Annotated in this window: 10 protein-coding genes; 6 read left to right on the forward strand and 4 right to left on the reverse strand. The window is 71.9% G+C overall.

Going from position 1 to position 12816, the window contains the following annotated elements; genetic code table 11:
* The first annotated feature begins 333 nt into the window (after window positions 1-333).
* From purD to ABD832_RS09760, 5 genes are all read left to right on the forward strand, one after another.
* Window positions 334-1566: a phosphoribosylamine--glycine ligase gene (purD, locus tag ABD832_RS09740; protein WP_344891501.1), complete on the forward strand. Its 1233-nt coding sequence runs from the start codon at window positions 334-336 to the stop codon at window positions 1564-1566.
* Between the two features lie 215 nt (window positions 1567-1781).
* The gene (locus ABD832_RS09745; protein WP_344891504.1) at window positions 1782-2816 is read left to right on the forward strand and encodes a hypothetical protein; all 1035 of its coding nucleotides are present in this window, start codon (window positions 1782-1784) and stop codon (window positions 2814-2816) included.
* A gap of 368 nt (window positions 2817-3184) precedes the next feature.
* Window positions 3185-4453, forward strand: coding sequence for a UDP-N-acetylglucosamine 1-carboxyvinyltransferase (murA, locus tag ABD832_RS09750; protein ID WP_344891507.1), 1269 nt, complete (start codon window positions 3185-3187; stop codon window positions 4451-4453).
* Window positions 4454-4735: 282 nt separating this feature from the next.
* On the forward strand, window positions 4736-5968 hold the full coding sequence (locus tag ABD832_RS09755) for a GTP cyclohydrolase IIa (protein ID WP_344893411.1): 1233 nt from the start codon (window positions 4736-4738) through the stop codon (window positions 5966-5968).
* 170 nt (window positions 5969-6138) lie between these two features.
* Window positions 6139-7098: an EamA family transporter gene (locus ABD832_RS09760; protein WP_344891510.1), complete on the forward strand. Its 960-nt coding sequence runs from the start codon at window positions 6139-6141 to the stop codon at window positions 7096-7098.
* Window positions 7099-7264: 166 nt separating this feature from the next.
* Here the strand turns inward: ABD832_RS09760 and hisC are convergent, their stop codons facing one another.
* Window positions 7265-8329 carry a histidinol-phosphate transaminase gene (gene hisC, locus ABD832_RS09765; RefSeq protein ID WP_344891513.1) on the reverse strand — a complete coding sequence of 355 codons (1065 nt, stop codon included), beginning with the start codon at window positions 8327-8329 and terminating at the stop codon, window positions 7265-7267.
* Window positions 8330-8391: 62 nt separating this feature from the next.
* Between hisC and ABD832_RS09770 the strand changes: the two genes are divergently transcribed.
* Window positions 8392-9054, forward strand: a complete 663-nt coding sequence (locus ABD832_RS09770) for a Uma2 family endonuclease (RefSeq protein ID WP_344891516.1) — start codon at window positions 8392-8394, stop codon at window positions 9052-9054.
* Window positions 9055-9117: 63 nt separating this feature from the next.
* Here the strand turns inward: ABD832_RS09770 and ABD832_RS09775 are convergent, their stop codons facing one another.
* The 3 genes from ABD832_RS09775 to ABD832_RS09785 are packed head-to-tail and all read right to left on the reverse strand — an operon-like array spanning window position 9118 to window position 12807.
* Window positions 9118-9786 (reverse strand): NUDIX hydrolase, encoded by a 669-nt coding sequence (locus ABD832_RS09775; RefSeq protein ID WP_344891519.1) that lies wholly within the window; start codon window positions 9784-9786, stop codon window positions 9118-9120.
* A gap of 21 nt (window positions 9787-9807) precedes the next feature.
* Entirely contained in the window at window positions 9808-11664 is a 1857-nt protein-coding gene (locus tag ABD832_RS09780) for a DUF4434 domain-containing protein (RefSeq protein WP_344891522.1), read from the reverse strand.
* Between the two features lie 54 nt (window positions 11665-11718).
* Window positions 11719-12807, reverse strand: coding sequence for a glycosyltransferase (locus tag ABD832_RS09785; protein ID WP_344891525.1), 1089 nt, complete (start codon window positions 12805-12807; stop codon window positions 11719-11721).
* Window positions 12808-12816 lie beyond the last annotated feature (9 nt).

The following is a 12816-nucleotide window of genomic DNA, read 5'->3' on the forward strand; positions in this document are numbered from 1 at the left end:
TGGTCGGAAGTGCGCACAGCAGGCGTGCGCGTGCACGTACTGCTGGGATCGCCAGAGGACATCCCGAACCACCTCCAATCGGTAAAAAGACACGCAAGGCCACCTAGGAACCTAACACGGTCGGGGGGCCGTTCTCAGCTTACTCGCAGGTTCAAGCGTCGATCATGCACAACCTGCCAAAATTCACCCCTCCTTTCCGGCCGTTCGCCGCGCGTACGGATGCGCCGCGCGTACGGGCACGGGCCGGGGTGAGGGACACGGCCGGGGTGAGGGACACGGCCGGGTGAGGGACACGGCCGGGTGAGGACCCGGCGGGACGATAGGCTCTGGCGGGTGCGCGTTCTTGTGATTGGATCCGGCGGGCGAGAGCATGCCCTGTGCCGGTCGCTGACGGCCGACCCCCAGGTCACCGAGGTCCACTGTGCCCCGGGCAACGCGGGGATCGCGCAGGTCGCGACCCTTCACCCGGTGGCCCCGGCCGATCCGGCCTCGGTCGTCGGCCTCGCCCTGGAGCTCGGCGCGGACCTGGTCGTGATCGGTCCCGAGGCCCCCCTGGTCGCCGGGGTCGCCGACGCCGTCAGGCAGGCGGGCGTCCCCTGCTTCGGGCCCTCGCGCGAGGCCGCGCGGGTCGAGGGCTCCAAGGCCTTCGCCAAGGAGGTCATGGTCGCGGCGGGTGTGCCCACCGCCCGGTCGCGCACCTGCGTCACCCCCGACGAGGCCGCCGCCGCGCTGGACGAGTTCGGCACCCCGTACGTGGTCAAGGACGACGGCCTCGCGGCAGGCAAGGGAGTGGTGGTCACCGGCGACCGCGACGAGGCGCTGCGGCACGCCGCCGCCTGCGGCCGGGTCGTCATCGAGGAGTTCCTCGACGGCCCCGAGGTGTCGCTGTTCGCGCTCTGCGACGGCTCCACCGCCGTGCCGCTGCAGCCGGCCCAGGACCACAAGCGCGCCTACGACGGCGACCAGGGGCCCAACACCGGCGGCATGGGCGCCTACACCCCGCTGCCCTGGGCCCCGGACGGCCTCGCCGACCAGGTGATGGCCGAGACCGTCCTGCCGACCATGGCCGAGCTGGCCAGGCGGGGCACGCCGTACACGGGCGTGCTGTACGTGGGGCTGGCCCTCACGTCCAAGGGCCCCAAGGTGATCGAGTTCAACGCGCGCTTCGGCGACCCCGAGACCCAGGTCGTCCTGGACCGGCTCCGCACGCCCCTGGCCTCCCTGCTGCTCGCCTGCGCGAACGGGACGCTCGCCGAGGCGGGCCCGCTCTCCTGGCACGACGGCGCCGCGGTGACCGTGGTGGTCGCGGCGGAGAACTACCCGGGCGAGCCGGTGCGCGGGGACGTGATCGAAGGGCTGTCCGAGGTCGCCGGGAACGCCTACGTGCTGCACTCGGGCACCGCCCGCGACGGCGACAGGCTCGTCTCCGCCGGCGGCCGGGTGCTCAGCGTGGTCGGCACCGGCCCCGACCTGCCCGCGGCGCGGGCGGCGGCCTACGAGGCGGTGGGGCACGTCCGCATGCGCGGCTCGCACCACCGCACCGACATCGCGGCCGGCGGCCTGTGAAGGGTCCGCGGCGCCGGAAAGGCCCGCGGCCCCCGAACGATCCACGCCCTGCGAACGATCCGCGGCCTCCGAACGGCCCACGATCTCCGAAAGGCCCGTAGCGTCGAAAGGCCGTGCCGTCCGAAGGCCCGTGATCTTCGAAAGGCCCGTGGCGTCCAAGGGCCCGCGGCGTCCGAACGGCCCGTTTCCCGTCACTCCCGCCCCCCGGAGGAACGATGGCGCTCGACCCCGCGATCCCCCCGGAGCGCATCGGCGACACCGGAGTGCTGCGCTGGCCCGGCACCTGGCGGGTGTACGTGGCCACCAGGAGCGAGGAGATCAGGGCCGAGGCGGAGCGTGCCCTGACCATGCGCGACGAGGCGGGCCAGCTGGTCTCGGTGGGCGAGGGCATCGGCACGCACCTGGCCCGCGCGGAGACCTACGCGCGCAGCAGGCACGGGATCCGGCGCTGGCTGACCGGCCAGGCCGTCGAGGGCGCCTGGTCCAACGTCAACAGCGCGACCGTGATGCTGTACGGCGTGCTGCCGACCGCGGAGCTGTGCGGGCGGGCACCGGAGGTGGCCGCGATCGGCCGGGCCTACCTGCCCGGTGACGACCCTCGGCTGGTCCACCTCCAGGCCAGGCTGGCCGTCGGGGACCTGGGCGAGGGCGACCGGCCGCTGATGCAGTCGGTGCTGCGGGCCGCGTACACCGCGCAGGCGATGGAGACCGGGCGGGTGCGCAGCTTCCGCAACCTGCTCCTCGGCGGGGTCGTCATGCTGACCCTGATCGTGCTGGGCGTGGTGGTCATCGGCGCGATCTGGCCGAACGTCATCCCGATGTGCGGCGACCGCTCGATGATCCGCACCCAGGGGCTGATGCCCGCCCAGATCTGCCCCACCGGTGGTCTGGAGCCCGGCCACGGCGACGTCCCGCTGGTCGCGCTGATCGGCATGCTGGGCGCGGCGCTGGCCACCGCGGCGTCGCTGTCCACCCGCTCGGAGCTGTCCACCCGCTACTCGCTGGCCGTGGTGCAGAACCTCCTCAAGGCCCCCGCCGGGGTCGCCACCGCCGTGCTCGGGCTGCTGATCCTGAACTCCGGCTTCGTGCCGGGGTTCGCCGGGCTCGGCTCGCAGCCCGCCATCCTGGTCTGGGCGATGGCCTTCGGGTACGGGCAGCAGGTGGTCACCCGCTTCGTGGACCAGCGGGCCGACCACCTGCTGTCGGCCGCCTCCCCGCTCACCACCGCGGGCGGCACGAGGAACGGGTGACGAGGCCCGGGTGACCGAGGCCGACGAGGCCCGGGTGACCGAGGAACGGGCACGACGGGGTCCGGGAACACCGGCGGGCGCCGCGTGCCCTCCCCGTGACGGGCCCCGTGAGGGCACGACGGGCCGGGTCGCGAGCGGGCCGCGCGAAGGGCCGTACGAAAGACCGTGCGGAGGGCCGTACGAAGGACCGTGCGGAGGGCCGCCGGTCACGTCGCGGCGCAGGCCAGGGGACTCATCGGCCGTCCCCGGGGTAGTTCACCACCGAAGTGGCCGGTTAGGGGGCATCCAGCGGCTACTGTTGGCCGATAACCTCGGCTGCCGCCCCGCGCCACACGAATCACCATAACCACTCCCAAGGAGCATTACGCATGGTCCGTTACCGCGTGCGCGGTGGCAACCCACTTCGTGGAACCGCCTTCATCCAGGGTGCCAAGAACGCCGTGCTTCCCATGATCGGCGCAGCGCTGCTGGCGTCGAAGGGCCGTACGGTCCTGCGCAACGTCCCCATCATCGAGGACGTGCGACGCGCGGTCGAGCTGGCCCAGACCGTCGGCGCCACCGTCGAGCTCCACGAGGCGGAGCGCACGCTGGTGATCGACGCCTCGACGCTGAGCAGCCCGGTGCTGCCCGCGGAGATCGCCCGCCGCTTCCGCGGCTCGGTGCTGTTCGTGCCCGCCCTGCTGCACCGCCTCGGTGAGGCGATCATCGAGGGCGTGGGCGGCTGCAACCTGGGCAGCCGCAATCTCGACTTCCACTACCTGGGCTACAAGCGCCTGGGCGCGCTCGTGGACGAGGGCGACTCGGTCATCCACGTCAAGTCGGCGGGCCTGACCGGCGCCACCCTGTACCTGGACACCCCCTCGCACACCGGCACCGAGAACCTGATCATGGCCGCTGCGCTGGGACGCGGCACCACCGTGATCGAGAACGCGGCGCTGGAGCCCGAGGTGCTCGACGTGATCGACATGCTGTCCCGGATGGGCGCGAGGATCAGCGGCGGCGGCACCGGGTTCATCACCGTCGAGGGCGTCGAGGAGCTCCAGGCCGTCGAGCACACCGTGATGCCGGACCGCCTCGACGCGGGCGTGTTCGCGATGGCCGCCGCCATCACCGGTGGCGAGGTCAACCTGGTCGGCGCCGACCTGGACCACCTCGGCGTGGTCCGCTACAAGCTGGAGCAGATGGGGGTGGAGTTCGCCGAGCACGGCGCCGTGCTCCACGTGCGCAGGGACCGCCCGCTGCGGCCGATCAACGTCATCACCGACACCTACCCCGGGTTCGCCACCGACCTGCAGTCGCCGATCATGACGGTCGCCTGCCTCGCCGACGGTGCCAGCTACATTCACGAACGCATCTTCGACGGCCGTTTCGCCCTGGCCTCAGAACTGAACAAGATGGGCGCCGATATTGAAGTGAAAGAGAACAGTGCGGTCGTTCGCGGCGCCACTGCGCTCACCGGAACACAGGTGACCGCTCACGATCTGCGCTCGGGAATCGCCCTCGTGCTGGCCGGCCTCGCCGCCGAAGGGGAGACCGTCATCGAGTCGGGATATCTCATCGACCGCGGGCACTCTTATCTGGCCGAGCGTATGCAGTCCCTGGGGGCCGACGTGCGGCGAGAGATTTCTGCATCGTAATCAACGGGTTTGAGCCGCTCAAAAACCGCTCTGACCTGTGTAAACGATGCCAGTCATGGCTTTAACCCGGAAGTGGCTTCCGGAATTGGCCGCAAATCGGGCGTGACATTACGGCCCTCGCGAGCGATCGTTCCAAAAGAGAGCCGAAAACAAACGGACGGCATGATGGGACGAACATTGGTCGAGCGGGGCGAAGAAGCGCCACGAGTGTCACGCCCGGGTGCCCTTACACCGGATCTCACCATCGGTGTGGTGGGCCCCCATGACCTCGTCGAACGGGTGATGTTGATGGGGCACGCGGCCGCCCCGTTACCCTGCCGCCTTGTGGCGGCGGCATACCGGGACGAGCAGGAGGCCGCGGACAAGGTCACCCGGCTGGGAGCCGGGGTGGACGCCTGTCTGTTCGCCAGCCCGGTCCCCTACGACCTGGCCCGGCGATCGGGAGTGCTGACGATGCCCGCGACGTACGTCCAGCTCGGCGGCGCGGCACTGATCGCCGCGCTGGCGAGGGCCGCGCTGGACGAGCGGATGGACCCGCGCAGGGTCAGCATCGACGTGTTGAGCAGAGCAGAGGTCGAGGAGGCCTACAACGATCTGAGCCTTCCCTCCGGGGACGTACAGAGCCGTGACGAGCCGGGCGCCACCGGCACGATCGCGGCCTTCCACGAACGCCTCGCCCGCCAGGGCAGCACGAGCGGGGCGCTCACCTGCCTGCCCGCGGTCGCCGACCGCCTCCAGACGGCCGGGGTGCCCGTGGTCAGGATCCGCCCCACCTCCGCCGCGGTGCGCACGGCGCTGCACACGGCGGCCCTGCTGGGCGCCCACCACCGGCTGGAGGAGTCGCAGCTGACCGTGGTCCTGGTGGAGGTGCCCACGCTGCGCGAGCCGGTCCGCCGGGCCGCGCCGCGCTACTGGCGCGACGAACTCCGGCTCTCCCTGCACCGGCTGCTGGTGCAGGAGGCCAACCGGATCAACGCGTCGGTCACCGCGGTGGACGACCACAGCTACATGGTCACCGCGACCCGCGGCTCTGTGGCCGCGGCCACCGAGGGGTTCCGGGTACTGCCGTTCGCCGCCCGGGTGCGCGACGAGCTCGGCCTGGCGGTCGAGGTGGGTGTCGGCATGGGCCGCACCACCCACGACGCCGAGTCCCACGCCAGGGCCGCGCTGGCGCGCACCCAGGCGGGCAAGCAGGCCCAGGGCTTCGCCGTCGACCGGGAGGGCAGGGCACTGATCCCGGCGCCCAGGATGCCCCCTCAGGGCACCGGGCCGCTGAAGCCCAAGGGCGTGGAGGTGCTGGCCCGCCTGGCGGCCAAGCTGGAGGGCGGGGACACGGTGGTGGACGCGGAGGGCGCGGGCAAGATGCTGGGCGTCACCCCGCGGACGGCACGGCGGCTGCTGCGCACGCTGGTGGACGAGGGACTCGCGTGGCCGCTCCCGCCGAACCGCACGCCGCAGCCGGGCCGCCCGCGGCAGCTCTACCGGCTGATCGTGGAGAAGCTCGGCACCCGCTGAGTCCCGGCACGGCCGGTTCTCGCGACCGGGAGGCTTCCGCCGTATCCGGCACGGTGGAAGCTCCCGGGTCGCGCTCTCCCGCGGGCGGGCCCTTACGCGATCCCCCGGTCCGATTCGAGGACCGGAACCCGCGAACGGAACGACGGGGCGAGCCGCTATTGTCATGAGTCATGGGCGATGACAGTGCTGACAGCCGCAGGAGGCTCCTCATCTGGGGGGCGCTGGCGATCGTGTACGTGGTGTGGGGTTCCACCTACCTGGCGATCAGGATCACCATCGAGACGATCCCGCCGCTGATCAGCGGTGCCGGCCGTTTCATGACGGCCGCGCTCGTCCTCGGCGTCGCCGTACGCCTGCTGAAGGGACGCGGGGCGTTCCGGATGACCCGGAGGCAGGCCGGTGGGGCGGCACTGGTCGGCCTGCTGCTGCTGACCGGGGGGAACGGCATGGTCGCCGTCGCCGAGCAGCACATCTCCAGCGGGCTGGCGGCGCTGCTGGTGGCCTCGGTGCCGCTCTGGCTGGTGGTCTTCAGGATCCTGACCCGGGACCGGCCCCGGGTCCTGACGCTCGCCGGGGTGCTCGTCGGGTTCGGCGGGGTCGCGGCGCTCTCCCTGGACGGCGGGGGCAACGCGGCCGACGGCACCGGGATCGCGATCATCCTGCTGGCGTCGCTGTCGTGGTCGGTGGGCTCGTTCCTGTCGTCGCGCATCCCGATGCCCGACGACCCCTTCGCCGCGAGCACCGTCGAGATGGCCGTGGGCAGCGTCGGGCTCGCCCTGAGCTCGGCCGTGGTGGGAGAGCACCTGGACCTCGCCGCCGTCTCCTCCCGCTCGTGGATCGCGCTGACCTACCTGATCCTGATCGGATCGCTGATCGGCTTCACCGCGTACGTGTGGCTGCTGGGCAACGCCCCGATCTCACTGGTCTCCACCTACGCCTACGTCAATCCCGTCGTGGCGGTCCTGCTGGGCGCCCTGGTGCTGAGCGAGCCGGTCACCGGCTCGATGGTCGCGGCCGGCGTGGTGATCGTCATCGGGGTGGCCCTGGTGGTCTCCACCGAGCGCCGCGCGAAGACCGGGCCGCCTCCGGAACAGCCCGACACGCCCCGGCAGGCACCCGCGATCGTGTGACCACCGGCGGGCCCCGGGACCGGCGACCACCGGCGAGCGGGCCCGGCCCGGCCCGGCCCGGCCCGCCAGGCTCGTGGACAAGGCCGGCGGGCCCGTACGGGCCGAAGGGGTGAGGCACGGCCCGTGGCGGCTTCCTGCGGGGGCGGCACGGGCCGTGCGGACGAGGTCAGGCGTTCTTCCGGAAGGCCGCGGCGGCGGCCAGGAAGGTGTCGTTGGCCTCGGGGTCGCCGATGGACACCCGGGCCCCCTCCCCGGCGAACGGCCGTACCGCGACGCCCTCGCCGGCGCACGCCTCGGCGAAGTCGAGCGTGCGCTCGCCCAGCCGGAGCCAGACGAAGTTGGCCTCGGTCGCCGGCACCTCCCAGCCCTGCTCGATCAGCGCCTCGCGGACCCGGCCGCGCTCGGCGACCACGGCGTCGACCCGCTCCAGCAGTTCGTCCTCGGCGGCCAGCGAGGCGATCGCGGCGGCCTGGGCCAGGTGGTTGACCGCGAACGGGACGGTCGTCTTGCGGACCGCGGCGGCCACCGGCTCCCCGCCGATCAGGTACCCCACCCGCAGCCCGGCCAGCCCGTACGCCTTGGAGAAGGTGCGCAGCACGGCCACGTTCGGCCGCTCGCGGTAGACGGTGAGACCGTCGGTGACCCCGGGGTCCCTGACGTACTCGCGGTAGGCCTCGTCCAGCACGACGAGCACGTTCTCGGGCACCCGCTCCAGGAACGCCTCCAGCTCGGCCGCCTGGACGACCGTGCCGGTGGGGTTGTTCGGGTTGCACACGAAGATCATCCGGGTGTTCGGGGTGATCGCGTCGGCCATGGCGTCCAGGTGGTGCGTCTCGCCCAGCAGCGGGACCCGCACCGAGGTCGCCCCGGCCAGGTCGGCCAGCAGCGGGTACGCCTCGAAGGAGCGCCACGCGTAGATCACCTCGGCGCCCGGCTCGCTCACGGTCTCGAAGAGCTGCTGGGCCACCGTCACCGAGCCCGCGCCGAGCGCCACGTGCTCGGCCGGCACCCCGTGATGCTCGGCGAGTGCCTCGGTCAGTGCCGTCGCCGCCGGGTCGGGGTAACGGTGCATCGTGGTCGCGGCCCGGGCGACCGCCTCGACGACCGAGGGCAGCGGCTCGTAGGGGGACTCGTTGGAGGAGAGCTTGTAGGAGCGGCCGTCGGCTGACACCACGGCCTTGCCCGCCCGGTAGGCGGGCATCGTGTCCAGGATCGCACGGAAACGAGGCATGGCCTTACTTTAGGAGCAGCGGGCGGATGGGGCATCATCCTGTAACACTGGAGGTGAGAGGCATGCCCGACCGGGAGGACGACATGAGCATCGCGTCACCGGCCGAGAGGCCGAGCGCGGGGGCTCCGGACGCCGAGGCGGAGCCGCCCGAGCCTGAGCCGCTTCCCGTCTGGGTGTTCCCCCCCGAAAAGGGCTTCGTGGCCGGTGACCTCGACCGGCTTCGGGGGATCCCTCCGCACACGGAACTCGTCGACGGCACTCTCGTCTTCGTGAGCCCCCAGACCCGTTTCCACTCCCTCATCGTGGATCTCCTGATTTACGCGCTGCGCCAAGCAGTTCCGGCCGAGCTGCGTGTCCGCAGGCAGATGACCGTGACGCTCGGAGAGCGGCAGCGCCCCGAGCCCGACGTCATGGTGACCCGCGCTGACGCCGATCGGGAACGGAAGCAGACCGCCTACCGGCCGGAGGACGTCGTCCTCGCCGTCGAGGTCGTCTCCGACGAGTCGGAGATCCGTGACCGGGAGCGCAAGCCCGTCATCTACGCCCAGGCGGGCATCACCCACTTCTGGCGGGTCGAGGAGACCGACGACCGCCCGACCGTCTACGTCTACGAGCTCGACCCGGCGACCAGGACCTACGCGCTCATGGGCATCCACCACGACCGGCTGAAGGTCAGCGTCCCGTTCGACGTCGACATCGACCTGACGGAGATCGACGGCCTCTGATCGGCGGCCTCCGGGGGACGGGCCTCCGGCCGATCGGCGCGTGACGAACGACCTCTGACGGGCTCACTCCCGCAGGGAGCGCAGCATCGGCGGGTGCAGCATCACCGCGGGGCCGCGACGGTAGAGCTTGGCCGGGCGCCCGCCGTCGCGGGTGGTGGTGGCGCCGGTGGGCACCAGGAACCCCTCGGCCTTGGTGACCTTGCGGTGGAAGTTCCGCGGGTCCAGGCTCCGGCCCCAGACGATCTCGTAGACCCGGCGCAGCTCGGCGACGGTGAACTCGGGAGGGCAGAAGGCCGCTCCCAGCGGGGTGTACTCCAGCTTCGCGCGGGCCCGCTCGATCCCGTCGATCATGATCCGCCGGTGGTCGAAGGCCATCTCGCGCAGCAGCGCGGAGACCGGCTGCCAGCTCATGTGCGCCTCGGTGGAGGCCGGAAGGTCGGGGGCCAGGCCGAGGTAGGCCACGCTCAGCACGCGCTGGCGCGGGTCGCGGTCGGGGTAGCCGTAGGTCTGCAGCTGCTCCAGGTGCACCGGGGCGCCGGGCAGGCCCGCCCGTTCGGCGAGGACCCTGGCAGCGGCGGCGGGAAGGTCCTCGTCGAGCTGGATGAAGCCGCCTGACAGGGCCCAGCGTCCCTCGTACGGCGGATTGTCGCGCCGCCAGACGAGTGCGCTCAGCACCTGACAGCGCACCGTGAGGACGACCAGGTCCACGCTGACGGGAATGCGCGGAACCATGGCAGGCACGTTACACCCCGGTCATGCCTGCGCGCGGACATGCAGCGGTTCGGTGGCGGCACGTCCGTCCGGTGCGGTGACCGTGATCCGGATCCAGGTGCCCTCCGGCACCCGGGACCAGTCGAACGGGATCCACGCCGTCCGCATCCCCAGCGGCAGGCCGGGCGGCGGCTCGTTCAGGTCGACCCCGGCCACGTCCACGACGCGGGGTTCCTCCAGCCCCTCCCAGGTGATCGAGACCGTGCAGCCCATCGGGATGCCGTACCCGCGGATCTCCACGCCGTCCTGGATGTCGCGCCGCACGCGTACCGCGTCGGCCGCGATGGGCCGGTCGTGGTCGCGGGCGATCTCCTCGGCCAGGGACGGCGAGCCGCAGGTGTAGAAGTCGCTCCACATGTAGGAGACGACCTTGGAGACGTAGCGCCCGACCTGGGTCACTGCCGTGTCCAGCCGTTCCTTGTCGGTACGTCCCCGGTCGGAGCCCGCGGCGCACGGCTCGTCCGCGCCCCCGGACGGCTCGAACGACTCGACGTTGGCCCACAGCTGCACGTCGTGGCCCTGCTCGACCATCCTGTTGCGGGCCAGGTACATCTCCCGGTAGTAGTCGCGGGTCGAGCCGTGGTAGGCGTCGCCGTTGGTCTCCTCGCCGACGACCGGCCGCAGCCGCTCGTCGACCTTCTCCTCGCGCTCGTCCGGCCAGAACAGCCCGACCTTCCCGGTGCCCCGGCTGTCCTGCGGCGCGACGATCCCCACGCCGGTCCTGGCCAGGGCCTCGAACCCGCGGGCGACCTGCTTGGGGGTGGCGCTGAACGGCCGCTCCTTGCGCGCGTCGAGGTAGGGGCTGACCAGGACGGGCCTGCCGGGCATCTCCTGCTCGACGATCCGGTGCTGGGAGGCGTACACCTTGAGCGTGGGGTGGTCGTCCTCGCCGTCGTCGTCGTACTTCATCTCGCGCATCTGCAGCTCGAACGGCTGGTAGAAGCCGCCCAGCGAGGCACGGTCCTGGAAGCGGGAGCCGTAGTCCTGCAGGATCCGCCGGGTGAGGGTGGTGAGCGTGTCGGTGCCCTGCTTGGCGGCCCGGGTCTTCTGCGCCGGGTCGCGGGGGGCCAGCGGCAGCGCCGGGAAGACCTTCACCCCGAACCTGTCGCCGAGGTCGAGCAGCTCGGTGAGGCTGTCCTCGTGCGCACCGGCGATCAGGATCACGTGGTAGCCGCGTCCCTTGGCCCTGATGTTCGTGCAGCTCGCGTCGTCGGTGCCGTCGTCGGTGGCGACGATCCGGTAGAAGACGGTCTTCCTGGTGACGATCCTGCGCTCGAACTCGGGGCAGCGGAACAGGCCGGGGCCGAACGCCTCGTCGGTCCGGTAGACGAACGTCCAGCTCACCCTGTTGCCGGGGTTGGCGGCCTTGAGGTCGTTCTCCGCCGCCAGCGCGCACGGCACCCCGTCCTCCTCGCAGGGCTCGTAGCGCGGGTCGATCTCGCCGTCGCCGCCCAGCACCCGGCCGTCGTCGTCGAGCGGGCGGGCCTGCAGTCCCCAGCCGATCCGGATGACGGTGTCGCCGCCCACCTCGTGGATGGCCCGGAACTGCCGCCGCCAGGTGCAGTGGTCGGTGGTGGGGATCAGCCAGTAACCGGTGATCGCGTACGGCGCGCGGGTGGCGGTGTCGAACGTTCCACACGGGTCGGTGAACTCCGGTGTGTCGGGCACCGGTACCGAGGCGGACGGCGAGGTGGACGGCGAAGCCGACGCCGACCGGGAGGAGGCCGCGGCCGACGTGCCCCGCCCGTCCGGGACGTCGTTCCCCGAGGGAACGATGATCACGAACGCCGCCACCGCGACGAGGATCGCAGCGCCCAGGAAAGCGATGAGCCAGCGCACGTTCAGGACACTACCGTTCTCGTGATCAGGCAGACATAAGGAGCGTTCGGGATGTCAGCTCTTGACGCCCGCCCACGCCTCCAGCTGGGCGACGAAACGGCGGGCCGAGTTGGGCCAGTGGTGGTTCGCACGGGCCGCCGCATACCCGCGGGCGCCCCGCGCATGCCGCTCCCGGACGTCGTCGCGCAGGGAGAGCACGGCCTGGGCCACCGCCTTGGGATCGCGCCAGGGCACGACCATGCCGCTGTCGTAGCGCTCCACCAGCTCCACCGCGCGCGGCGACGGGGTGGTGATCACCGGGATGCCGTGGGCCATGTACTCCATGATCTTCGTGGGCATGGAGTGCCGGTAGTTGGGCTCGTCGTGCAGCAGCGACAGACCGGCCAGCGCGCCGTCGAGCCGCTTGAGCGCCTCGTCGTTCGGCATGAAGTCGCGCCACTCCAGCACGCCCTCGGACACCGCCTCGTTCAGCATCGGCCGCGACTGCGGGTCGGCGTAACCGATCAGCTCGACCGCCACCCGGTACGGCTGGAGCAGCCGGGCCACCTCGATGGCCTCGCGCACCCCGCGCGCCTCCGACAGCCACCCCAGGTAGACGACGCGGTCGTCACCGGGCGGGGTCACCTCGTCGGGCACCCAGGTCTCGTTGGGGACCACCAGGTGCGCCTGGCGGAACCGCCCGGCGTAGGCGGTCTCGGCCAGCAGCAGGTGCAGGTGCCGCTCGGCCGTGCCCTCCAGGAGGCGGGCCAGGAACCGCACCGGCGGGCGCAGGAACGCCGGCAGCCAGGGCTTCAGCGAGAGCGTGGCCGGGGTGTCCTCGTGCACGTCCCAGACCACCGGGGGACGCTTGCGCACGCCCACCACCGCGAGCAGCAGCTCCGGGTCGTGCACCACCACCAGGTCGACCTGGCCGCGCATCTTCTTGAAGACCTTGCGCGCCGCGCGGACGGCCGACAGCCGCTTGCGCTCGGCGGCGCGCGGGAGGTCGACGCCGTTCACCCAGGAACGGGCCATCACGCCCCGCGCCGTGTACGGGGCCGCATACGTGACCTCATGACCGGCGTCCACGAGCGCGCGGATCTGCCGGTGCAGGATCCGGGCGTCCTCGGGGTGATGCACCACCGTCATGACGAGCACGTGCACTGCGCGCAG

The organism is Streptosporangium longisporum (assembly GCF_039534895.1).
In the GTDB taxonomy this organism is placed as follows: Bacteria; Actinomycetota; Actinomycetes; order Streptosporangiales; family Streptosporangiaceae; genus Streptosporangium; species Streptosporangium longisporum.